We start from the raw sequence: 23738 nt of genomic DNA, 5'->3' as shown, positions 1-23738 counted from the left end.
TTTTATTTTATTTCTGGTGTCACCGCTAAAATATTTTCAAATGTTTCACGTTGCTTAGCTTCTTCTTCATTTAACAAAATATGAATATCCCCATGATCGTTCGATGTTCTTATTAATCGTCCCATTCCTTGTTGAAGACGCAGTTGCATAAATGGTAATTCTACTTCTTCATACGGATTTTCAGCAAACGTCCGTTTAGCATCAAACAATGGATCATGTGGAGGGAAAGGCAAGTCATAAATAATGACACGAGTCAGTGCTTCTTCAGGCAAATCTAAACCTTCCCATAAATGATAGGAACATAATGTTTTCACAGTACCTTCTTGGAAATCACGCACTATTGCAGATAGTTCTCGATCCCCTTCAAATGCAACATGCATACGTTCCATAATAGGTAATTCTGCCTTAAAGTTTAACATTGCTTGTTTAGATTTGAATAATATTAATGTCTTTTCTCCATCTCGTAGCAGTTGTTGAACACGAGCTGTTTTATTATTTTGAGATAGTTCATGTAAATAGATTTTCATTACCGCTTCATAATCAAAAGGAGACGGTACTGAGAAGGATTGGTAATTATTAATACCAAGACTATAAGCAATATATGAGAAATCTTTATTAACAGATAGTGTTGCAGAAGAAAATACGATTGGAAGTTTTTTCGAGAATAATTTTTCTTCTAAAACTTCTGTAATAAGTCTTGGCATAATAACAAGTGTTTCCTCGCCATCTGTTTCCTCTAGCCAGTCAACAGCATCCCCTTGCGCAGTAAAAATGCGAAGTGAAGCTTGATATTGCTCCAAATATTCTTCTGCCATATTTAACTCATACTCTGGAATCATATACATTTCTGATTCAAAGACAAATTCCTCAAGCAGTATTTCCACGTCTTGGATAAGTTGTTTTCCATATTTTAAAAGTGCTGCGGATTTGTTTATACGCTTACGTTCTTCCTCAGAAGCTACAATATCATCACGAAGTTGGTCAAAAAATAGTTCGTGATCGTCTTGTAATTTTTCCATTGCATACAAAGTTCGTTCACGCACACCATCTACCATTAAACGTTCTAAGAGTGGAACAATTGTCTTCGCCTGAACTTTGTATGTCATCGCTTTCTGTGCAGCATATTCTAATAAATGCCCTTCGTCCAGAACCATCATCGATACTTCTGGAAGTAACGCTAACTGTCCTTCACGTTCACGTGACTCTTTTGTTGCTAAATGCTCCATTAAAAAGTCTTGCGAGCAAATAATTAAATCCGTCGACTTACGGTAATGTGCACGGTGAAGAGTTTGACCGCAACGATTACGTAGATCACATACAGAGCATTGCATAATGGCGTTATAATTGACCTTGTGCCAATCTTCATCACTAACCGTTGGATAATCACTGCGGTCGCCGTATGGTTGCACAGCAATCATCGAACCTTGTGCATATACACCGTCAGGAATTGAAAAGGCTATATCATCAATCCATTCATCTGTTTCAACTTTTTCGGCTTCCTCGAAACGCTTTAAGCATAAATATTGATCACGTGATTTTGCTAAACGTACATCAATTTCTAAACCAAGTGTTTTTTGTAATTTATAAATATCGCCGCCCTCTTTTACGAGCTGATCAATTAATGTTTCATCTGCACAGGCTATCAATGCTGGTTTACCTGTATAACGTGCATAGGAAACAGCAGGTAGTAAATAAGCAATTGTTTTCCCTGTCCCTACTCCCGCTTCAGCAAATAATACATTTTTCTCTTTTAAAGCCTGTTCAATTTGATACGCCATAAAAATTTGCTCATCACGGCATTCAAATCCTTTTTCTGGTAATTCATCATAAAGGACGTCTCCCATCCAGTCACCTAATGACTCGAAAAACGAGCGATCCTTTGTTAATGCAAATGGTAAAGATTTACGCAATTGACGTTCCCCCTCATACAATCTGTTCCTATTATACGCGACGAAACGGAAGATAAGAAAAAATCTCACCTTCCGTTACTCTAGTTAGTCTCTTTTAGACTTTTGTCCCCAGTATTGATAATAATTCGTTTCAATAAAACCATTGAATAACTTACGTTTTTTCGTCGCTTGACGACCGTACAATTCTTCAAAGTTTTTCATGGAGGACAGCATGTACACTGACCAAGTTGGATAGTTTTTCATGACTTGTCCTAAATCACGAATGACCTGCTCCACAACTTCTACATCACCAATACGTTCACCGTATGGCGGATTCCCAATCATAACGCCATCTGTAAGCAGTGTTGTAAAGTCACGAGCTTGCATTTGTTTGAACGTAATCATGTCCCCAAAACCTGCTTCAAGAGCATTTTCTTGCGCAATGCTTACCATGCGATGATCAATATCTGAACCAATTATCTCCAGTGGTTGATCGTAATTGGCTATGCTATCTGCTTCATCTCGAACCGCTTCCCAAATTTTCGCTTTCATCCAAGGCCAGCTCTCCGAAATAAATTCACGGTTGTAGCCTGGTGCGATATTTTGTCCGTACATTGCTGCTTCTAGGGCAATCGTACCTGACCCACAAAATGGATCTACAAACGGTCGATTCGGATTCCATTTTGAAATCTGAACAAGTGCTGCAGCTAAAGTTTCTTTTAACGGTGCTTCCCCTTGAGCTTGTCGGTAGCCACGCTTATGTAGGCCAGCGCCAGAAGTATCAATGGTAAGTGTAGCCACATCTTTTAAAATTGAAACTTCAATTTTATAAGTTGCACCAGATTCATCTAAAAATCCAAGACGTTTATAATGCTGCTTCATGCGTTCTACAATTGCTTTTTTCGTAATGGCTTGGCAATCTGGCACACTAAATAATTTAGACTTTACCGATTTTCCTGACACAGGAAATGATGCGTCTACTGGTAAATATTTTTCCCATGGTAACGCCTTTACACTTTCAAACAGTTGCTCAAAAGACTTTGCAGGAAATTGTCCTACGACAATTTTCACACGATCTGCTACACGTAGCCATAAGTTCGTGCGTGCAATAGCTGTTTCGTCACCTTCAAAATAAACCTTGCCGTTTTCGACTGTCGTTTCATAACCGAGAGCCTGTACTTCTTGTGCTACAATCGCTTCTAAGCCCATTGCAGCCGTTGCTACTAATTTATAATTTGCCATACATTATTTCCTTCCTTGATGTTCAATTTCCCAAAACTCGATATACTCCAGCAATTCGGGAAGTGGTAATGGTTTGCTGTAATAATAGCCTTGGATAATATCACAGTTCATTTTTCGTAGTATATCCACTTGTTGCGCTTGTTCTACACCTTCTGCGACAACTTTCATTTTTAGACGATGTGACATTTGAATAATAGCATCTACAACTGCCTGTTTTTCATCGAGCGAACTAATATGTTGAATGAAGCTACGATCAATTTTTAAACAATCGAGTGGGAATCGAACTAAATAGCTTAGTGATGAATAGCCTGTACCAAAATCGTCAATCGAAATTTTAAAGCCTAGTTGTTTTAGTCGAACGAGCTTGCTGACCGTTTCACTAGCACTATTCATAACAGTGCGCTCTGTAACTTCTATTTCAAAATTGTTAGCGGACGTGTTGTATCGTTCCAGTATTGTCTGAATCGACTCTAAAAAGTTTTGCTGCTTAAAATGAATGCTTGAAATATTAATTGCAATCGGTATTTTACGACCAAATTGTTGTAATTTGATCGCTGCTTCACAAGCCATTTCAATGATGACTTCGCTTAATGGAATAATAAGTCCTGTTTCCTCAGCATATGGAATAAATTCTGCTGGAGATACGAATCCAAGTCTTTCATTATTCCAGCGAACAAGTGCCTCAAGTCCTTGAATATTTTCATTTTCCACAGTAATTTTCGGTTGAAAATGCAGCTCAAATTCGCGATTTTCAATCGCTCTACGTAACTCTGAATCTAGCAAAAGAACACGCTGACTGTCAGTTTGCAATTCATCAAAATAAAATGAATAGCTATTAAGACCATTCTTTTTAGAATAGGTCATCGCTTTATCTGAACAAGTAATAAGCTGCTCAGATGTAACCCCATCAGCGGGATACATACTAATTCCAATACTCGTAGAGATAAAGACATCTTGTCCATTTATATTCATCGGTTGTTCTATAATGCCAATAATTTGCTCAGCAAATTTCGCAGCTTCTCGCACATTTTTTACATTCGTTAATGTAACGATAAATTCATCTCCGCCGTACCTTGCAATGATATCTTTATTTTTTAGCAAAGTTTGAATACGTTTTGCTGCTTCTACAAGAATTGTATCTCCTACTGCATGACCTAACGTATCATTTATTTGTTTAAATCTATCCAAATCAAGGAAATAGATAGCATGCTGTACTGAATGAGAAATAGTAGAAGACGATTCTAGTAGGTTATCCATTCTCTCAATATAAGCAAATCGATTTGATACATCTGTTAAGGAATCTGTTAACAAACGCTTTTCTAGTTCATTTTCTACTATTTTTCTTTCAGAAAGATCTGTGAAAATACCACAATAGTTTGTAATTTCTCCCACATCATTTGTTATGCTAACAATTGTTAACCATTCAGGATACACATCTCCTGTTTTACGACGATTCCAAATTTCACCTTGCCATATTCCTTCTTGTCGAATCTTTTCCCACATTGTCAAATAGAAGGATAACTCATGTACACCTGACTGCAACACCGCGGGCGTTTTTCCTATCACTTCATCGCGTTTATAGCCTGTAACGAATTCAAATGCTGGATTAACCATCTCTATTTTCTTATGTTTATCCGTAATCATAATGCCTTCAGATACATTTTCAAAAATTTTCTTCAGTAAGGAAGTGGGGTATTTAGAAATCGAATTAATCTTCTCCAGATTATTAATTACTCCGCCCATGTTTCCGCTCCATCCTATCTATCGATACTACCCTTATTTTTAGAAAAGCGCGTTCCTACTTTTTTGCGTAGGTATGTATGTCGCGTCCATACGATAACGGTGATGTTATGACTTTGAAGCGTATCGACAGAGGCGCGGCCAACATGGTGTTAGCCTAACCTCAGGCGTATATCGCGCATGACTAGACATCATAAGTAATAGATACAACTTTAATTAGTTCAAAAGAAAAGCTCTCCACCGAATTGGAGAGCGCTTGTTATTTCGTAGTTAAGCATCAAAAAATTCAATAAGCCATGTTTTGTTCCCGAGTACTCAAACAGCTTGCGCCTCGTACGACCGGGCAGTAATCATCTATCTACAGAGCGAACTCTGTCCCTCTATCCGTTCAATTCCTTCAAGAGAGTGCCCCTACCATAATTTGGGTTTCTCACTCGTGGGGTTTACCTCGTTCCACCTTGTATGTTTCCAAACAAGCTTCGTCACTGTGGCACTTTCAGGAAGTGTCAACCATATCAAAAAGACTTAGGTCTTCCTTCCGCCGTCAGCTTTAAGCTGCCTTACCTTATTTTTTCAGTAAGCACGAACACTACGGCCATCGCAGAACCGTGTGAGCATGGACTTTCCTCTACGACGTCTAGCGTCGCAGCGATTACTCGAATTTCATGATGATACGAAGATTATACTAGAGTTTTATGATAAATACAATGTATATGATAAAAATTATTCGTAAAGCTTGCTACCAAATACATGTTTTTCTAAATTTGAAAGTCGTTTGAGAATATCAAAGTTGGTTGTACCTGCTGCTGATACGGCTGGCTGCGGTTGTCTCTTTGGCGTATTTTCTATTTCTTCTTTTAGCTGTCTATTCTCTTCTTTCAGTTGAGCAACAACTTTTTCAAACGATTCATAATCTTGAATGATTTCATCAAGAAAAGAATCGACCTCTTCTACATTATAGCCTTTAAAGTTTTTCTTAAATTCCTTTTCAAGAATCATTTTTGAAGTTAATTTAATGTCCATTCACATCGCCCTTCCTCGCACTACATACACGAATTCATTATAGCATATTTCATAACATTATATCGTCTGTAACCATCAATTGTAAGGCTAAACTTGTCGTTTCTTGCGCTTACCCGGGAAATTATTGCTTATTTCCTAATCTGTGCATTCTCTTTTCCCAAGAAATTGCCCATTTTTGCTTTTGTTCCATTCGCCATTCCTCAGTCGAAGTAATCAATTGTATACCTTCTAATGTATAATTAAGGGCCTGCTTGTAATCTTTCATTTGATGCTCATAGATCATAGCTAATTGTTCTAACGCCTGCAACTTTTTACGTGGCTCTATAAAGTGGAGTGAAGCCACAAAAGCATCGATTGCTTCGTTGAATTGCTTATTTTTTTTAAGTTGGATTGCCAAATAAAATTGGGCATTGCCTGCTTCTCGTGCATCAAATTGGGCCGTGACCTTTTCTAAAACGTTAACACTTTGAGGGCTTTTCTTTAAATCAGCATACCATTTCCCAATATTCGTATAAGTATTGGCTGATTCATCACTCGCCTCTTCAAACAATAAGTTGGTAGAATGAACATATAAGGTAATAAGGGACAGCAAATCCCATTCATTATGAATAAGAACCTTCATCAGCGCATCAGGCACACCGCTTTTCACAGCATCAAGGTAAATTATTGGTGCTAAGTAGCCAGGAATATCGCCCAAACGTGAAAAGCCAAGCTTCTCCTCTTCTACTGATTTTAATTTCATGCGCTCCATATCATTTTTCCATAATCGCTTAGAGCTATGCAGTAAATCAATTTGTCGTTGTGTCCGTAATTTCGGTAATACTTTCTGGTTGAGCGTCCATCTTGTTTCAAGTTGTGGCCAATCGAAGCTTTTACCGTTATACGTAATTATCGTTGCTGTTTTTTGCCAAAGTCTTGATTCAAATAACATGGCTGCTTCATGAGCAGGATCTGCTAAAACATATTGCGTTAAGACAAAATCATGATCTGTCAGTTCTAAAAAGCCTAGAAGAAAGATTTGTGTCCCAACACCTTTTAAACCAGTCGTCTCCGTATCAAAAAACAGCACTTTTTCATCCAAATCTAGTGCATAGGGATGTTCAAAATCAGCACTTTGCCATTTTGTGAGGGCATCAAAAAATGACTGCAATTGATAGTGACCGTGCTGATAATGAAATGGATAATGCACCTGTCGTTTAAAAACGATACCAAAGTCATTATCAATGCGCGTAAGTCCAGCCTTTTGCCACTGCTCGGTATAGTTAGGAGCATTCGGCTTTTGAAAAGCTGGTTCTTCAGTAGCTACCTGTTTTTCTACTTTTTTTCCGAGCATTTTTTTCATTTGTAATATTTTATTTTCGTAAGACATTAACTTCACTCATTTTCTGCCTGTAAGTTTTTTTAATACTCGTAGTTCCTCACTTTTATCTACTGTATACTAAATTTTAAAATTAAAAATATTGGTCGGCCTTTATACCGCGTCTTTTACCACAACATTATGACATTCTATTGATGAATGTGGGATTTATCCCTACCTCTCCCATCATACACTACAATTATAACGCATCCATTTATATGTGTTAAAACTAAGAGGTACTTATTTTACACATAAGATATTTAAAAATTGAATTATTTAAAAGTGAACTTTCAAGAAAGTAATGACAACTCTTTAGCTATTACTATATAAAGAATCTAGAAATATAGTATCTTTCTAAATAGTAAAGCACATCCTCTTCCTTTTGTAAAAAGAGAGGATGTGCTTTTTATGTTATTGCTTCATTTCACAATACGTGAATACAAAAAAATATGCCTGTGTCACTCGAAAACTACCTTCCTCTAATCCAATCCTTTTATGTTCAGAGACAGCGATATAATGACAGCTCCAATACGCAGTTGCTACATCTTTGAAAAAACACGTCCCACCTAATGTTCAGTTGAACGCTAAAACGAGTACTTTTGCCATTTGTGCCCGTGGCAGTTGAATTCCCCGTTTGAACCATCTACAATACTATTTCTTTTCCTATGAGCAACAAAAAACATTCTACAAAGTTTTAGCATTCGCCTTTGTAGAATGTTCAGTACTTAATTATAAAGTCGTTTTTTTAAAATTCTTCAAACTAATAATTGTCGTTCAGCAAATGAAGAAGTTTGACGACTTTACTTTTTGAATCAATGATTGATTCTTGTGGACCGATACAAGATGGACAACCAGATTTACAAGGACATGCTGTAATATGTTGCTGTGCCTTCATCACTAAGTCCTCCCACAAATCATAAACCTTATCACTTAAACCAATACCACCTGGATACTTATCATAGACAAAAAATGTCGGTTGTTCGTTGTGTGTTGCCTTCACTTGCGGCACTACTGCGACATCACTACTATCACATTGAATAAATAATGGGATAAAGGCATTCATTGCATAGGCTGCTCCCGTCATAGCTTCGGTCAAATCTTCTTCGGTCCATTTATCAGGCGCTAAAAATGATAGCCACGATGAACTTGTATGCATCTCATCTGGTGGGAGATGAATGGGACCAGAACCAATGTTATCATGCGTTCCAAAGCGGATTTTATTTAACTTAAGTAAAAAACCATGAAAATACAAAGATGTCCCCATTCCCCCTATTTCACTTCTCAGTAACTCCGGGCAACAAAGTTTTACATATGCTTATAGTATATATGTATTAGGCGTATTAGGTATATATTATATATGCTATATACACCTATATTATATAAATACACTCAATAGATAATATTTGTTTACTTTGTTTACTTATATAAGCAAAACCTTTGACCGCAAGGGTTTTGCTATCACAGAAACGGCAACAGCATCCGTTTACCCTTGTTGCCTTTGTTTACCTACTTTAACGCTTTAAATCGTTGCTATTTGTTGCCTTTTTAGAGTTTGTTGCCCCTTAATTCAACCATTTGTTTACCCTAACATCTGTAAAAAGTGGTATAGTTTATTCATATTTAAACAATCCTGAAAGGCGGCTTATAAATGAATACTACAGATCACATAAGGTCTTTCCTTCAACCAGCTGGTAAGACTGTTATCTCTTTTGTAGAAGATGATATTGCTTTTTTAAAATCACACATCCGAAGCGATGAAAGCGTTGAATCAGCTACAACAGGTTCTAAAAAGCTAACAACTTTTCTTTACCTATTAACATCTGAAAGGCTCCTCACTTTAGATAAGTTTAAAAATGACATGACGTTAGTCTCCTACGATTTAGAGGATATCACTAATTTAATTATTAATAGAAAATTATTGTCCGTAGAAATAAATTTTGTTTACTTAAAGTCTGAGGTAAAGATAAAACTAAACAATGACAATGCCACTAAGCACTTTGCAGACGAACTAGAAGATTTATTCGGTATTCCGGAAAAGGGAACTCCACAAAATAAAGAAAAAGGCCCTAAACCAATTAAAACTTACATTGATATCCTTAACGGTAAGGATCAGTTAAAAGACAAAGGAAGCCTTTATAAGTTATTGCAGACTAAAAATGGTGAAGTTGAAATCACAGTTGATTACCATAACACGCCTGAAGTATTCAAATTAATAAAATGGGAACGAGTAGAAAATATCCAAAAGAGTGCTTTTGACATTGCAGGATGGTCTTTAATTGGTAGTACATTCGGAAATGCCGGTGCAATCGCTGGTGCTATGGGTGCGAATGTTGGTAAAGATAAGTCAGTAGCTACGCTTTACCTTAAAAGGTTAAATGGTGAAAAAGTTGCCTTAGTTATTAAGTGTGACAAGAAAGTTTTAGAGAAGCTCTCCATGTTGATAGTTGCAGAAGAGGAAGAATCTAATTCTCAATCAGGAGCGCCAGTGCAACTTAGCACAGCTGATGAGATAATAAAATTCAAACAGCTTTTAGATGAAGGCATTTTGACACAAGATGAATTCGATGCGAAAAAGAAACAGCTTTTAGGTATTTAAGCCACTCTATTTGAGTGGCTATTTTTATAGGGTTTCCTGAAGTTCTTGCCACGGTCTGCCATACTCTTTTGTGTGCATTTTGGTTAAGTGGCCGTTGTTGTATTGTTTCTCTCTAGGTGGAGCCATCTTACATATAAATGCTGGTTGAAGCTCTCCAGCTGTTCGTACGCTTACTATTGCATGATGTGCAGGTAGCTTATAAGCCTCTTCAATTGGTATCGTATCTTCAAAACGATGCTTCGACATATCGAATGTTTTCGTATGGTCGTTCATGAATAGGAATTGTTGCACCCCACCACCTTGTAAATTCTCTTGTAGACTAGGTGAAAGCTTATTCCAATGATGGAATGCGTATAAACTGCCTAGACGCTCTTTTCTGCCTTCGGTGCCTATACGCCCCATTAGTTTACTTAAGCCGTCCGTTTGGTATTGCTCAGGCTCATTAAAGACTACAAAACAGCCGTTTTTCTTTTCTTCTTGGGACATCAGCATTCGTGTCATAAATGTTTTCAACGTCACCCAATGCAACAGAGTTTTTGTTGCCATTTCTCCTAATTTCCTATTAGGTATCCGTAAAATAATTACTTTCCCTTCTTGCATCCATTTTTCAAAATTAACGCTATCTAATGAATCTTGTGCAAAAATATCGTATAGTACATCGTTTCCAAAGAATTGGTCTAATCGGTTAAGTATCGGATCTGCTTTACTCCCTAATTCGACATTTGTGCCCCAGGACATTAATTCTCTAGCTAGGCGTTGATTGCCTGAATCAATAAGCTGTGCAATGACGTCAATTCTAAAATCTTCATCCTCAATTATTTGTTTGATTTTATATAAGGAGCCCTTGGATGCTTTAGCAGCTGCTTTTAAATATCTTTGTGACCTAGTGAGCCCATCAATCTGCATGAAATCAATCATTTCATCTGCAAAACGAGAGGCACCATTACGGCCAAGTTTAGCGATCACCTCTGTTAAATCCATTGGCACTTTGTATTCATCGTCAGATAAATCAATATCTACGATTTTGTCAGCTGGTAATGAATCACGCACGCTATCAGCCATTCCCCTACCATCCTCGTTTATGGCATCTGGAATGACGAAGCTAATGCCATGCTTCATATTGCTCTCAACAATCCAGTTAATGATTGCTGTATCTTTACCAGCACCTTGACCACCAATAAAAGTATAGCCGCGATATAATTCATCAGGATTAGAAACAGGCATGAACACATTGATTTTAGAATCCTTTAATTCAGCAGTGCCTAAATGTATACCGCTAGTATCTTGTAAAGCTTTCGGTATCTCTACCTCAACGTGTTTTTTAGTACTTAACGCGTCAGCGAATTTACGCTGTAAATCTTTGTTTGGCATCATGAGTGCCAGTTTACTCATTTCATCAGTGCTCACTAGATTTACATTTGGATCATTAAGAGTAGTTAAATTTAGTTGAAGTTTATTCATTTCGTCAATAATTTTCTTACATTTCTTTTTATTACTAACTTTAACACCTTGTAATTCATTCGTATCTGTTAGGTCTTGCAAAGCAAGTGAGATAGATTCGGCCACGCTGTCTCGTGTCAATCTATCAACAGAGTGAGAAGCTACACGGATATGCGATCTAAACACAGGTAAGTTTCCTTTTTCCCTGCTTAGTCGTGTTGTACCAATCTCATCTTCTATACTATGTGCTTTGCTTATGACATCTTTCTTTTCGATTGTCTTATCTGATTTAAAGAAAGCATTACTAAACGCTTGAAAAATGTCAGTTATTAAATCATTGATTTCATTTACGATGGCTCCTACGCCTACTTTTGTGGCATTTACTATTCGTTTACCACTCAATGTCTGTCTTTGTGGAACTTTGCCTTTAGATGCCTTCTCATACGTCCATTGCGCATTTTTCACCCATTTGTTGCGGTTCTCAACTTGGTTGCAGATACTTAAACGAGCTGTATCCCCGTCAAATTGCAATTCTTCAATTACATTTAACAGATTACCAATAGGTGTTTTCGTGTCATTGGCATTATGGTTCAAACTAAAAATGTCATGTTTTAAGTACCGTAGTTCTTGGACTATCGTATTTTCATCAGGTATATGTATATCTTCAATAGAAGCTTCTGTAAAAGTAACACTCATTTTATTCTCAATTTTTCTTTTTAATTTTTGAGCTTGGTATTCACTTGTCGCTACATAAAACTCTACTGACTTGTTACCATCTCTTTGTTTGAAAAGTACATCGAACCAAAATAAATCCTTTTCACGAAAAGTAAATTTGAACCCTTCCCTTTCAAGTCTTGTACCTGGCTTTTCGTACATTTCGTACATCTTATGCAACGCACGCCACAAGCGTTTATTGTTAACTGTTACATCAGCATGCGGAATAATGCGATATACAATCATATTATTCCGCACATACTCAAAATAATTGGATGTCTTAAATGCTTTTTTAATCTTATCAAATGAAAATACAGTTTTTGATTTTTCTTCACGTAACGCAGGCAGATACTCATTAACCACAGCAGGGTAATACATCGTCACATTAAACACCTACCAAAATGCACAAAGACGTGATAAGTACACATGAATAAATACCTAAAGGCTTAATCATACCTTGCCCAGCAGCAGTGCTTAAAATAACCGCCGCACCTGCAGCTAATGTAGCATATCCAGTTAAATCAGGTAGCACACCAACAAACCAATCCCAAGATGTACTTAAGGCACTATTAACCGTTTCTGAAACTGACTCTTTAATATTTGTCATCAACTTACGATCTGCTTCTTCTACCCATTTATCGATAAATGTCATTCACTCAACCCTTCTATATCGATTTTAAGAAATCACGAATATCAATGGCATGACGAGCAAGTAAATAACCACAGCACACACCAATTAATAACTCGATAGCCTTTGAGCGATGCCCAAGTGTCCAAGCAGCACCAGCAAAAATTATTACTATTACAACACCAGCATCGAAGATGTTCATTACTGCATCGTACACGTTTTTAAATGTACTATCCGTTGTAGCTGCAAAAGCTGATAAAGGTGCAGTTAAAAGTAAGCCTGGAACTGACAAAGTAATAATTTTAGCCTTATTAAATTTTGGCTTTTCTACACTATCTAGCTCCTCCAACTTTACTTTCGTCAAATTAGGATTTTTGTAGTCTGCATTTAAAAAATCGTAAGCAGGGTTTAATATCATCCAATCGCCTCCATGTATTTATTAAATATCACATGGCCAAACTAACAACAAAACATCGAGAGGAAGGTTGAAACATGACTTTTGTGATTGGATTAGGAATCGGTGCTGCCATCGGTATCGTTACGCACGTAATTGGGTCTTTTCTTTAATTGATCTTGCATACGAGCCAGTTTTTCAGCAGCCGTTTCTTTTGCCTGATTAACTGGCTCGTTTTTAGTTTCCTCTACTTTTGATTTACTTGCTTCCTTTAAAGCAATATCAGCAAGTATTAGTTTTTTTACATAACCTGAAAAATTTCTTCGTTTAACGTGGTCTAAAATTTTCTTGTCTGATTCGTTTTTACTATTAAATGCTACGGGTTTTGAAAATCTGTTCTTTTCCACAAATACCACACCTCACTAACGATATGAGCGCTATTAGCGTTTTATGCGTAAAAAATGTCGGATTTAGTACCCGACCGGATTCGAAAGCTAATAGCGCTTGCTGCTATTTAGCTTATGCACGAGTATGTGAAATGATGTCTGTCCAATTAAAAGTTTTTTCCATGACTAAGAATTGCTTAAAAACAAAAGGATAATAAAAAAAAAACAGGACTCAATTTGAGACCTGTTTAGCTTATAAATATTTTCTTCGGGAACTTTATCAAACTTAAAACCTTTAAAGGATACAATTCTCAAGGTTTAAAATTATTCATAATAAGATTCCATTTCATTTCTCATTTCAATTAAATCTTGATAGTGTATAGATAAATTATCAAGATTCTTAAATATTTCATTGAATACTAAAATAAAGTTTGATAAATCAACGACAACATTGTCGAACTCATTTATATAAAACTGTGGTTCTTTATCTCTAGTTAGTGAATATCTAGCAAAAGTAATATCTGAAAAAGTATTGCCTTTATTATTTTGAATTTCAATTTTTTTATATAACTCATTTATATAATTTTCTAACTTTCCAAAAAAGTCTTCATAATCCAATTTATTTTCAAATTCTTTTTCTAATTTTTTTACCTCATTTAATAAAACTTTAAGATTATGAGTATTGTCGTAATTTTTTCCATTCCTTAAAAGGGTATTTAAAGTCCATATTAATGATTTTAAATAAACTTCAATTGCATGATTTGCATTAAATAAGATTGGAAATATTAATGAATCTGCTGCTTTACCTTCGTTATTATTTTTTAAGATTTGTTCAACTAATACTAATGAAGAATCAGCAAACCCTTTTGCAATTACGTGCATGTTATGTAAATGATCATGATGACTCGTACGCCAATTCATATATGCTGTTTTATTAATGTCTCCGTTATACGAAAAAATATCTTTCATAATATTTCCCCCATTTTCTATAAAATTCAGGTTAAGTATATCATACCTCGAAAAAAAATTTCCTTTTATACCAACATTATCTAATGCGTAACTAAGTATTAACTTCATCTTTATATAGATGTTGATTCAACAGCTTTTCAACCTGTGTTTTCAATGCCATATTCGCATACGTTAACACTAAATCCTCTCCAGCTGTGGCTACGGTCAAATCACTAAAGTATTCACTATTCTTTTCCCACTTCACAACTCTAATTTTATCTTTAGCCAATAGCCGCTTGGAGTTGTAGCATTCTTGTGCAATGTCATCTAAAAGCTTATCAAGTATTGGCAAATAAACTTTGCTCATTTTTAGTTTTTCAATCACTTTGTAGTCACGCTGTAATGAATGTATTGCCAAATCATAAACTACATATTTATGAAGTAGCCTTCTTTGCTCCGCGTTTATCATATAACTGATTGCTCTCTTTGAAGGACTGGAACAACTGCCAAAACGTTATCGATAGTAAAAGTACGCTTCGCTTGTCGAGTAAAGCAGTATGCTTGGAATGAATCACCGATAACCTTAATAAGTTTTACTCGCCTCTTTGTAATCTCACCACTTTTTGATACATACATCATGTTTACTATTTGATTGCGTTGCATAGCTTTTACCAGTTGTTCTTTCATCACTGTACACTCCTCTAATAAGAACGTTTGTTTGTATATATTATACGCACATTTGTTCTGTATTTAAAGTGTGAAATTTATTTTTATTTTGGATTAATTATTAGAACGCTAATGACATTAGTAGGTCTAATTGATATAGTTAATATGAACTAAAAATAGTGACAGCAGGGAGATAAATTAATTGAAACCTATTAATCTACATTCTATTCTAGAAGCTTCACGAAGCCTGTCAGTTGATCAATATAAACAATATTTATCATTCAACGGGGTTAACCCAAAACCTTCGGAACTTGAGGCACTATCAATATTGATTCCCCAACTTGAGCAGGAAAAGGTATATGACTTTAACCATTTTTACTTTGGTTTTCAGATTGAACAAATTAGTAGTGAATTTGATTTAATCAGAATCGGAAAGAATAAAACCATCAATATAGAATTTAAAAAAGAAGCCACTGAAGAAGTCATTATTAATCAGATGAAGAGATGTAGATACTATTTAAGTGTTCTAAATAGTGAACTCTTAACATTTACTTTTCTTTCAGATCAAAATTTACTATTTAAATTCACTGATGAAAACGGGCTTGAGATAATTAATATCCAAGAATTAGCCTTAGAATTAAATTCACAAGAAGTAGAAACTTCCGTTGATATTAATAATTTGTTTGAACCAAGTATTTATTTGGTTTCCCCTTTTAACTCAACAAAGAAATTCTTAGACGGCCAATATTTTCTGACTAACCCTCAAGAACAACAGAAACGGGAGTTTTTCAATGTGGTGGAAAAGCCTAACACTAAATTTATAGGGGTTAAAGGTGAACCTGGGACTGGTAAGACGCTTCTGACTTACGATATCGCTAAAGAATTAAGAGCTAAAGGTTTGAAAGTTTTATTAATCTTTTGTGCAGAACTTAATTCTGGACACCAGAAACTCATACACAATGGGTGGCATGTAAAATCCATTAAAGAATTCGACTCTTTCTTTCCTGAATTGAATAATTATGATTTTATCTTCATAGATGAAGCCCAAAGAATCTACACCCATCAATTTGATGCAATTGTTGAACATGTACTCGCTTCAAGCATTAAGTGCGTTTTTTCCTATGACCCTAGACAATGCTTTTCCGACTACGAATTTAAGAGAGAAATACCTAAGAGAATTGAACAGGAATGTAAAGCTCACATACTTACCCTAAGCAGTAAAATCAGAGCAAATAAAGAAATAACTGCATATGTAAGTAATTTGTTTAATTTACGCAATGGGAATCCCAACATACATTACTCAAACGTAAATGTTCTTTACTTTAATGATATTAATAGTGTAAAAAAGGCAGTTAGAGAATACATAAACAATGATTGGGAGGTTATAAATTACACTCCTTCAAAGTATAATCACCTTAGCTATGACGCTTATCAATTTGCCTATATCGAAAACATCCACGGTAAGATTGGGCAAGAATTTGATTATGTATTAGGGATAATTGATCAATATTTCTATTATGACCAAGACGGTTTGTTAAAATCAAGAAGTGTAAAAGGTTCACCCGGCTACGATTTAGAAAAAATGCTCTACCAAATATTAACTAGAGCTCGCAAGAAAATAACAATAATAATAGTTAATAATAGTGATGTATTTTCTAAATCTATGAAGATTTTAGGGCATCCTGTCTCATAAATATCGAAGCCTGATATTATTAAAAGTAGTATCAGGCTTCGATTTAATTAAAATGTGCGATTAAAAACAGCAGATTGATAACTCAATAACTGTTCATCTGTGTAAGAGTCAATTTTAATATCAGTATGGATATTAGGATCAATAACAGGTTTGTCATTACCATTAACCTTGTAAGTTCTATTGCGTGCTTTTTTCAGCAATTCACGAATTTCTTTACGGCCTGTATCGTTTAAAACATTCATTTTAACTTCCTCCTTTTTGTCATCTACCTTAAATCCATTTTTAATATCCAGCTTAAATTGCGCTTCTGAGACTCCCATGCTTTGTAAATATGAATATGGATCTACGTGAGTGGTGCCACCTAAATTATTTGTAATCCACCGATGTGACTTGATACCATTACCAATACCGTCTAAGACGATTGGAATGCCTGCATCTTTTGCAAGTTTTCTTAAAAGCCATATATAAGCTGCGTAATCTTTTTTAAATTGTTCTTTGTCAGAAGTACGTGCTAATTCTACTTGTGCGTAGCTAAGAGGATTTCCTTTGGGCCCACAACCGTACTGTACTTTATTGACTGGTGCAACTTGTACAATTCGGCCCCCATCTCCTACCCAATGCGATGTATAAGCATTTGCTTTATTACGATCCATAAATGCTATTTCATTTTCTAACGCTTTTGGACCATTATTTTTAGCATTACCAGATTCGTGGGCAATTACGTATCTTGCAGCTGTTAATGCCTTGTTAGGCAGACCTGCCATCAATCGTTGTTCAATTACATAACTCATTTTGCATCATCCTTTTTATCATCATTGTCGATTTGTAGCTGTGTAAATGCGTTTGTTAAAAACTTTGGTACTTTAATTCCTAGCTTTCCTAAATTCTCAATCATGCTGATACCTTCCATACCGATTAGGAAAAGAATCATTGCATTACGCATGAAGTTTCCACTCTCGGTTGCTAAGTCTAATTGCACTGCTGCAATAACCATTAATATCATGGCAGTTTTTTTGAATAAGCCTTTAAATGCTTTTTTGCTCTCAATATTCTTAAAGATATATCCCACCATCAACCCAAGTACAAAATCAATAGACATAAAAATGATGAAAGCTTTGATTAAGTGGTCGATGCCACCAACAAAATAAGCGACCCCTGCCACGGAGCCGCCTACTAGAGATGTATATAGTGTGTCTGTTTTCATTTAGCACCTTCCTTTTTCGCATAATAAAAAGCACCCTCAGATGAGAGTGCTTAAACATTATTTTCTTTACTAATGTAGGCCCTGATACTCTGCAGTATATAATCTGCAAATTCTTTTTCATTTTCGTTTGGTTCTGCTGACATTCTTACGCTTTTAGTCCAAGTGGGTTCAACACCGTCAATGAAACTCAGTCCTTTAATACATTCATCTACCGACAAACCCTCATCTAGACTCCTTTTAAAATATGCTAAATCTCTAAAATCTAAGATCAATTCATTATTGTTTGTTACTTCCACAACTATCCCACCTTTCATCTACTATATTTCGACAAAAGGAAGGGTTTTCCTTTAATGAAATAATTACTTTTTCAATTCTGGATTTATCGCAGAAATTTCTTTTTTTATTTTACTCATGAACGTAGGTCGATCTTTGTCAAACGTCAATTCAATTTTTTGCTTCCCGTACTCGTATATTTCTTTTATAGCTGTAATACGAGTATCCATCATTACGCCCCAGCCTCTATCTTGTAATGTGACGGTATCCCCTAAATCATAATCACGTTCATACATAAGCCTTGATGATGTGAGTGCCTGACCTTCCATAAATACTTCTTGAATGTGCTCGGATAACTTTTCATTCCCTCGTTTAGTCAGGTCGGCCACAATATCAACAACAGGGCGTGGTTGAGGTGTCTCACCTTCTGTTTCCTCTGATATATCCCTTGCATCAACAAACATTTCAAACCGATCACGCCCTTGTGCGTCTCCAATCGTCACGATTCGCCTGTCTAGTCCCTCTCCTTGACCAGCAACAACAGCAAAGTTCTTGTACTCTAAATCACTTTCTAAGTACGACAGTGATTCAAGTGTTTCAAATTCTGTACTGAAAATAGCAGATGGACTGTTCTGTTGAGAGGCTGTTAAATCGCGTCCTTGGCTAATCGTAAACACAAATTGTTTAGAATTAATGTTAAGAACAATGTTCCATCCTAAGTTGTGGAGTTGCGAAAGTTCAGTAAGCTTTTCAGCTAAATTGTCATATCGTGATTGCTCCGAAACTGTCGCACCTCTGTTTTGGTTAGCAGCTAACACAAGGTTTGGAAATTTTCTTTTTGAATCAGATGGATTAATCATTTGCGTATTCACAAAATGTCTCATAACAGTTTCAACGTTACCTGTTACTGATTCATGAGTTTTTCCTGTTGCAGGGTATATGAGCCGTTGTGTAGCAAAGCTTTTAAGAGACTGCGCCTTAATGAGCCAATTTTCTGTAGCTTTCCCATCCTCGTCTAACTCAATTTCTCGATGCCTAATAATAAAAGCTTTATGCAAATGATTACTAGGGAAAATGATATGACCTTTTTGTAATTTGTCCGCATGTAACAAGTATCGATTTATTTGTAATTCTAACAAGCCCACATCTGCATCTGACCGTGTGAGTTGTAAACTGCTATACTGGTCAATTTCGCATATCAGATTAAAATTGAAATCAATAACACGTAAAGGTAGATTTTTAATGACGATCACCTTCTTTCATATGAAAAAGCCCTCCACAGATGATTGTGAAAGGCAGTTTGAATTTTAAAAGTAATACCGTATTAAAAACAAGTTAATTAGAGGTAGGATCATGTTCTAGTAGTTTCTGATTTTCAACTGCCTTTAATTTACCTTCCTTTCTATCCAAAACAAATAGATCCTCAGCCTTAATCTTTGAAGTTTTTTGTTGAACTGAATCCATTATTTCCTTCGACGTGCTTTCTACCACATCTAACATGTCACTTAAAAATTTCCCTTGATATTCTGCAATTTTTCTATAATTATTTGCTATATCATAATACTTTAATTTTTCTTTAGGATCCTCTGTAGATTCAGCTGCCTTTTCAGCGTTTTCAGCGTTTCTAAGAGCCTCTTCCATTTTTTCCTTACTTCTATTTCTCGCTTTTTGTTTTAACGATTCAAAAGCAAAACTTAAAATTTCTTGGCCAAATTCCATTATTACATATTTAACTACTGGCCATCCCAGTTTTATAAACCATTCTATTACTTTCTTTTTCAAATTCATCTCTCCTTTCCACCTTCATTAATTCGACAAAAGGAAAGGATTTCCTCTCAATTTAGACAATAAAAATAACGCTAAGCTATGCTTGCGTCTCACCTGTAATCTGTTCGATTGGATTTCCATATCCGTCTAGCCCCAGTGCATTTAACTTTGCTAGCACCTGCTCTTTTAATTTTGCTGGCACACGATCAATTGTTGAGCCTGTTTTGTCTGTGTTTGCAATTAATAATACATATCCATCTACCATTTTGTAGTCCTCCAATTTTAGTTTTAATTTTATTTTTAACAACAGTACTCTAAGCACCGCTTGATGCTCCTTTTAATGCTGCTACTTCTTCACGTAATGCAAGAATTTCTTCATAAACACCTAATACTGCATCGACTGTAATTAAATTGTTTTGTTCAGTCATGGTAAACAACTTAGTTATTTTTTCATCGAGCGTTTCAGCTGGTTCGGGTTCTATAGGTGGTTCGGGTTCTGGCTCTGACGATGCAGGGATAATCCATTTTAAAACCCCATCCACTTTAACAAGAACACTGCCGGCCACTTCTCCAGAAGGTAGTTCAACTAGTTCGACTTTATCACTAATACTATCAGGTACTGCTTCTATTGTATTGAAGATTGAACAGATACCATTAACACCTTCATAAATATATACCATAGCTACACCTCCTTTAGACCTTCATTAATATACTCCTCTATGAGCTCACAACTGTTTTTATAACCGTATCGGAATAGTAGTTTCCCTCCGTATGCAATAGCGTAATCTCCAAGTATTGCAGTTCTTGTATATGACGATGCGTTATAAGATGTCATCCCACTACGAATATAACACACTTTATTTTTCCAATATCCAGTCTTCTGATCTAGTGTTGAAATATAAAAAGGTTCAAATCTAATACCGTTATATACCATACCGCTAGCCCCTACAGAACTTTCCTGCCAATATACAATTTTATTCTTAGAATCGTAAGCTACTACAGTGTCTGCGGCAGCATTTGCAATAAATTGAGGATTTTGCATTAGGGTTAAATTTAAAACTTGAATTGATTGAGATGATCCAAATGACACAATAGCCCAGTCAGTACCATCTGGAAGTGTGTATAATGCCTTCCATTTAGATTCTTGACCAACGCTAGAAGAACTTACCGAAACCTTTGCGACTTCAGTCATAGTTAACGCTCCTGGTGTTGATATTGAGAATTTCTGAAGCGTAAATGAAGTCGTGTTTGCTGCTGAAATAGCATACACAAACTCTTTGTATTTAAATATAGTCCGTACTGAAGCATTTGCTAGTTGAGTAGGAGTTCCTACGCCCATAATGCTCGTGGGAACTCCACCAGAATCTTTAATAATTCTGTACGAATAAATAATTCCAGGAGAGCCACTAATACCGACCCTCATGATATCCTCATTTAGAACAAGGTCTCCAGGATATACGGAATTATAAGTCAATGAAAGTCCACCACCGCCAGTATAAAGTATACCTTTAATGAATTGGAACGTAAGTCTATCAAATACCCCAAGAGCGAATGTGTTAAGTGCTCCATTTTGTCCACGTATATAGATATATTTATCATCTTCGAACCATTGATTCCCAAAAGTTGCCCAGAAATTGTTATCTTTAAGTTCCATAGCATTAAGAATTTTATTGGTTTCCATATCAAAGAAAGTTAAATGTTTCGAGCTTATGGCTAAGAATATACCATCCCGAATATGCAATTTTGGATTCCCAGCACTTAAATCTAGTTTACTAGCGACTTCAGGAAATCTCGCCTTATAATCTTCATTTATAAGAGCCAAGGCATCAACATTAGTATCGCCAGTAACAAAATCGTAAGGTCGCGACACTATGCTCTTATATCGTTTGTCATGTATATCGACCACAACACCACCAGTTGTTTCTACTACATTTTTAATATCCTCAACTTGTTGATAATTAGGTAGGTTGATTGTCGTTAATGGTCCAGATTCAGTAGCACCGTATACGAATGCAGGAGTGTCTAATGTAGCATTTCGTTGTAGACCGTATATCATTGGTTGCGCAAGACCCTCATCGTAATATTTATGAGGAACTGGGGAATCTTTATGATCGTTTATAACGTTCATAATATTTCCTGCTGCTTCTTCGCCCAATATGCCTCTGATTGTAGCGAACCATTCGTCAAAGTTATCCTTACGCCCTTGAAGCCATGACTGGTATAACGCTTCTTCGCCATCTCTCCATGCTACAAAATCACTTTTCTGACCTTCTTGCCACAATGTAAATGACGCCTTTTCATCGTCCATCCACTTATTTAACTCTTCTGCAAATGAATATTTCCCGATGTTAAACCAGTTATCCCATTGCTGTTGGAACACACTAGTTGGTACGCTTATCAGTGAATAAACAATACCACATAAAGATTCTTGCATACGCTCATCGACTAAGAAGAGTGGATTAAGTGTTGCTGTATTCTTTGTTAGGCGAATCTGTGCCAGGGAAATTTCATGAATATAATTATCCCTTTGCAATGCTGGTGCAACAGGGTTAACCGCTGAAACACCTTCTTTCACAAACAATTTAATGTATCGTGAGCTATTTCGTTTATCTAGTCGTAATACTATTCGGTCGATTCGGTCTAAATCAGGTTCAGGGATACTATGTGTTAAATATAGGTCTTGTGTATTTTGGTACTGATAGCCTTGCATCAGCGCTTCCCCAGGCTCAACATAAGTCTGTAAAGTGCCAGACTTGACCTTCACCTGCAGATTAGGTGTACCGTCTTTATGAAGCAGTCCCGTACTTAATACTTTGCCAAAATAATCGGCAAAATCACTTGCGTAATGCCAACGCTCATCACCTGGCGCACTGTTAAAAAACTTATATATTTCTGTCACGATTAACCCTCCTCCTTATACAGCGTTGTAACGCTTATGATAACTAATGTTAACGATAGCCCCTTGCACTTCGTTATCAGCAGTGTAAGCTATGTCGTTTTCACCTATCTGTAAATTAAAAAATCGACTGTTTAAATCAATCCAGTTGTAGACATTTCTTCGTACACCTGATGAATTGACAAACTCTACTGATTTAACACCTGGCGTTGTATCGAGAATCATCTTTTCACCCTCAAGCAATGTCTGTTTAATTCGAATAAACTCACCTGTAGTAACATTTTCAATTTTAGGATTTACTGCAGGGCCATAAAACTCAACATAGATTGGAGCTGGTGCATCTCCGTCATTGTTGATGATACGTCTGTCCCGTTGTTCACCCATTTGAAACGGATCTGCAAATGGAAACTGAAATAAAGGTTTAAACGCTGGTTCTTCCTCGACTTTCAAGCTTCGCCAGTATGGATCAGGCGCAATGAAATTCACAATGCCTTTTTGCATTGTTTTAGTTCGGGCATCTTCTGGATAAACAGGTACACTGTCTGCAACTACAAAAATTTCACGCACCAAATGTTCATTTTCATATCTCAATGTACCGGGGCCAAGTTTAGGATTTAATACTTTTGCGATTCTTTCCCTTCGTTCTGACACGGTGCCATAACCACCTTCATCAAACGCATTGACGATTAAAAATTCAATATCTATCTCTCTTTCTTCGAGCAAGGCATCTATAAAAACAGAACCATCCTGATAGGGAATTTTCTGCGTTTGTAAATTAACAGAAACGTCACCTAGCCCATTAATTTTTTGTAAATAAAAAGGAGGGCCGCCAAATGATACGACCTCTCCAAAACGATTAGTAAATGTAATAGTCTCCAAATA

Annotated in this window: 23 protein-coding genes, 1 other RNA gene and 1 pseudogene; 2 read left to right on the top strand and 23 right to left on the bottom strand. The window is 36.1% G+C overall.

The window, feature by feature from the left end; translation table 11 throughout:
- Positions 1-2: 2 nt before the first annotated feature.
- From FH508_RS08810 to FH508_RS08780, 7 genes and pseudogenes are all read right to left on the bottom strand, one after another.
- Entirely contained in the window at positions 3-1910 is a 1908-nt protein-coding gene (locus tag FH508_RS08810) for an ATP-dependent DNA helicase (protein WP_172770971.1), read from the bottom strand.
- 84 nt (positions 1911-1994) lie between these two features.
- Entirely contained in the window at positions 1995-3131 is a 1137-nt protein-coding gene (locus FH508_RS08805; RefSeq protein ID WP_172770970.1) for a THUMP domain-containing class I SAM-dependent RNA methyltransferase, read from the bottom strand.
- 3 nt (positions 3132-3134) lie between these two features.
- Positions 3135-4874: a sensor domain-containing protein gene (locus FH508_RS08800; RefSeq protein ID WP_172770969.1), complete on the bottom strand. Its 1740-nt coding sequence runs from the start codon at positions 4872-4874 to the stop codon at positions 3135-3137.
- 282 nt (positions 4875-5156) lie between these two features.
- Positions 5157-5535, bottom strand: an RNA gene (gene rnpB / locus FH508_RS08795) — RNase P RNA component class B.
- A gap of 59 nt (positions 5536-5594) precedes the next feature.
- The gene (gene gpsB / locus FH508_RS08790) at positions 5595-5894 is read right to left on the bottom strand and encodes a cell division regulator GpsB (RefSeq protein ID WP_172770968.1); all 300 of its coding nucleotides are present in this window, start codon (positions 5892-5894) and stop codon (positions 5595-5597) included.
- A 121-nt stretch (positions 5895-6015) separates the two neighbouring features.
- Entirely contained in the window at positions 6016-7263 is a 1248-nt protein-coding gene (locus tag FH508_RS08785) for a ribonuclease H-like domain-containing protein (protein WP_172770967.1), read from the bottom strand.
- 748 nt (positions 7264-8011) lie between these two features.
- A pseudogene (locus FH508_RS08780) lies at positions 8012-8470 on the bottom strand (Zn-binding domain-containing protein); the annotation flags it as partial.
- Positions 8471-8899: 429 nt separating this feature from the next.
- Between FH508_RS08780 and FH508_RS08775 the strand changes: the two are divergent.
- A complete protein-coding gene (locus FH508_RS08775) occupies positions 8900-9847 on the top strand; it encodes an SHOCT domain-containing protein (RefSeq protein WP_139859517.1) in 948 nt (315 codons plus the stop codon).
- A 24-nt stretch (positions 9848-9871) separates the two neighbouring features.
- Here the strand turns inward: FH508_RS08775 and FH508_RS08770 are convergent, their stop codons facing one another.
- From FH508_RS08770 to FH508_RS08740, 7 genes are all read right to left on the bottom strand, one after another.
- The gene (locus tag FH508_RS08770; protein WP_139859528.1) at positions 9872-12379 is read right to left on the bottom strand and encodes a type IV secretory system conjugative DNA transfer family protein; all 2508 of its coding nucleotides are present in this window, start codon (positions 12377-12379) and stop codon (positions 9872-9874) included.
- A 7-nt stretch (positions 12380-12386) separates the two neighbouring features.
- Positions 12387-12653 carry a hypothetical protein gene (locus tag FH508_RS08765; RefSeq protein ID WP_139859518.1) on the bottom strand — a complete coding sequence of 89 codons (267 nt, stop codon included), beginning with the start codon at positions 12651-12653 and terminating at the stop codon, positions 12387-12389.
- 13 nt (positions 12654-12666) lie between these two features.
- Positions 12667-13047, bottom strand: coding sequence for a glycosyltransferase (locus FH508_RS08760; protein WP_228134460.1), 381 nt, complete (start codon positions 13045-13047; stop codon positions 12667-12669).
- Positions 13048-13139: 92 nt separating this feature from the next.
- Complete coding sequence (locus tag FH508_RS08755) at positions 13140-13430, bottom strand: hypothetical protein (RefSeq protein ID WP_139859520.1); 291 nt, start codon at positions 13428-13430, stop codon at positions 13140-13142.
- Positions 13431-13733: 303 nt separating this feature from the next.
- Positions 13734-14378, bottom strand: a complete 645-nt coding sequence (locus tag FH508_RS08750; protein ID WP_139859522.1) for a HEPN domain-containing protein — start codon at positions 14376-14378, stop codon at positions 13734-13736.
- Between the two features lie 91 nt (positions 14379-14469).
- On the bottom strand, positions 14470-14775 hold the full coding sequence (locus tag FH508_RS08745) for a YhjD family protein (RefSeq protein ID WP_139859532.1): 306 nt from the start codon (positions 14773-14775) through the stop codon (positions 14470-14472).
- A gap of 47 nt (positions 14776-14822) precedes the next feature.
- Positions 14823-15044 (bottom strand): transcriptional regulator, encoded by a 222-nt coding sequence (locus FH508_RS08740; protein ID WP_139859524.1) that lies wholly within the window; start codon positions 15042-15044, stop codon positions 14823-14825.
- 181 nt (positions 15045-15225) lie between these two features.
- Between FH508_RS08740 and FH508_RS08735 the strand changes: the two genes are divergently transcribed.
- On the top strand, positions 15226-16716 hold the full coding sequence (locus FH508_RS08735; protein ID WP_228134458.1) for an ATP-binding protein: 1491 nt from the start codon (positions 15226-15228) through the stop codon (positions 16714-16716).
- Positions 16717-16763: 47 nt separating this feature from the next.
- Here the strand turns inward: FH508_RS08735 and FH508_RS08730 are convergent, their stop codons facing one another.
- The 9 genes from FH508_RS08730 to FH508_RS08690 all read right to left on the bottom strand — a co-directional run bounded on the left by FH508_RS08730 (position 16764) and on the right by FH508_RS08690 (position 23735).
- A complete protein-coding gene (locus tag FH508_RS08730) occupies positions 16764-17507 on the bottom strand; it encodes a peptidoglycan recognition protein family protein (RefSeq protein ID WP_139859460.1) in 744 nt (247 codons plus the stop codon).
- Positions 17504-17920 (bottom strand): phage holin family protein, encoded by a 417-nt coding sequence (locus tag FH508_RS08725; protein WP_139859461.1) that lies wholly within the window; start codon positions 17918-17920, stop codon positions 17504-17506. Before FH508_RS08725 ends, FH508_RS08730 begins: the two co-directional genes overlap by 4 nt.
- 50 nt (positions 17921-17970) lie before the next feature.
- Complete coding sequence (locus tag FH508_RS08720) at positions 17971-18216, bottom strand: hypothetical protein (RefSeq protein ID WP_139859463.1); 246 nt, start codon at positions 18214-18216, stop codon at positions 17971-17973.
- Positions 18217-18279: 63 nt separating this feature from the next.
- On the bottom strand, positions 18280-19446 hold the full coding sequence (locus FH508_RS08715; protein ID WP_228134457.1) for a siphovirus ReqiPepy6 Gp37-like family protein: 1167 nt from the start codon (positions 19444-19446) through the stop codon (positions 18280-18282).
- Between the two features lie 82 nt (positions 19447-19528).
- On the bottom strand, positions 19529-19975 hold the full coding sequence (locus tag FH508_RS08710) for a hypothetical protein (protein WP_139859465.1): 447 nt from the start codon (positions 19973-19975) through the stop codon (positions 19529-19531).
- 82 nt (positions 19976-20057) lie between these two features.
- The gene (locus tag FH508_RS08705) at positions 20058-20225 is read right to left on the bottom strand and encodes a hypothetical protein (RefSeq protein WP_228134456.1); all 168 of its coding nucleotides are present in this window, start codon (positions 20223-20225) and stop codon (positions 20058-20060) included.
- 49 nt (positions 20226-20274) lie between these two features.
- Positions 20275-20640, bottom strand: coding sequence for a hypothetical protein (locus FH508_RS08700; protein WP_139859467.1), 366 nt, complete (start codon positions 20638-20640; stop codon positions 20275-20277).
- Between the two features lie 2 nt (positions 20641-20642).
- Positions 20643-22859: a hypothetical protein gene (locus tag FH508_RS08695; protein ID WP_228134455.1), complete on the bottom strand. Its 2217-nt coding sequence runs from the start codon at positions 22857-22859 to the stop codon at positions 20643-20645.
- Between the two features lie 15 nt (positions 22860-22874).
- Positions 22875-23735 carry a phage tail family protein gene (locus tag FH508_RS08690; protein ID WP_139859471.1) on the bottom strand — a complete coding sequence of 287 codons (861 nt, stop codon included), beginning with the start codon at positions 23733-23735 and terminating at the stop codon, positions 22875-22877.
- Between the last annotated feature and the right edge of the window lie 3 nt (positions 23736-23738).

It is taken from the genome of Lysinibacillus sp. CD3-6, assembly GCF_006351725.2.
Classification (GTDB): Bacteria; Bacillota; Bacilli; order Bacillales_A; family Planococcaceae; genus Lysinibacillus.
This window is presented reverse-complemented; position numbering and strand designations above follow the sequence as displayed.

Bases quoted from the DNA above. Each gene is read 5' to 3' on its own strand.
- FH508_RS08785 (WP_172770967.1), bottom strand. From the start codon at position 7,263: ATGTCTTACGAAAATAAAATATTACAAATGAAAAAAATGCTCGGAAAA.
- FH508_RS08770 (WP_139859528.1), bottom strand. From the start codon at position 12,379: ATGTATTACCCTGCTGTGGTTAATGAGTATCTGCCTGCGTTACGTGAA.
- FH508_RS08740 (WP_139859524.1), bottom strand. From the start codon at position 15,044: ATGAAAGAACAACTGGTAAAAGCTATGCAACGCAATCAAATAGTAAAC.
- FH508_RS08750 (WP_139859522.1), bottom strand. From the start codon at position 14,378: ATGAAAGATATTTTTTCGTATAACGGAGACATTAATAAAACAGCATAT.
- FH508_RS08705 (WP_228134456.1), bottom strand. From the start codon at position 20,225: ATGGTAGATGGATATGTATTATTAATTGCAAACACAGACAAAACAGGC.
- FH508_RS08760 (WP_228134460.1), bottom strand. From the start codon at position 13,047: ATGATATTAAACCCTGCTTACGATTTTTTAAATGCAGACTACAAAAAT.
- FH508_RS08725 (WP_139859461.1), bottom strand. From the start codon at position 17,920: ATGAAAACAGACACACTATATACATCTCTAGTAGGCGGCTCCGTGGCA.
- FH508_RS08775 (WP_139859517.1), top strand. From the start codon at position 8,900: ATGAATACTACAGATCACATAAGGTCTTTCCTTCAACCAGCTGGTAAG.
- FH508_RS08700 (WP_139859467.1), bottom strand. From the start codon at position 20,640: ATGGTATATATTTATGAAGGTGTTAATGGTATCTGTTCAATCTTCAAT.
- FH508_RS08800 (WP_172770969.1), bottom strand. From the start codon at position 4,874: ATGGGCGGAGTAATTAATAATCTGGAGAAGATTAATTCGATTTCTAAA.
- FH508_RS08765 (WP_139859518.1), bottom strand. From the start codon at position 12,653: ATGACATTTATCGATAAATGGGTAGAAGAAGCAGATCGTAAGTTGATG.
- gpsB (WP_172770968.1), bottom strand. From the start codon at position 5,894: ATGGACATTAAATTAACTTCAAAAATGATTCTTGAAAAGGAATTTAAG.
- FH508_RS08805 (WP_172770970.1), bottom strand. From the start codon at position 3,131: ATGGCAAATTATAAATTAGTAGCAACGGCTGCAATGGGCTTAGAAGCG.
- FH508_RS08730 (WP_139859460.1), bottom strand. From the start codon at position 17,507: ATGAGTTATGTAATTGAACAACGATTGATGGCAGGTCTGCCTAACAAG.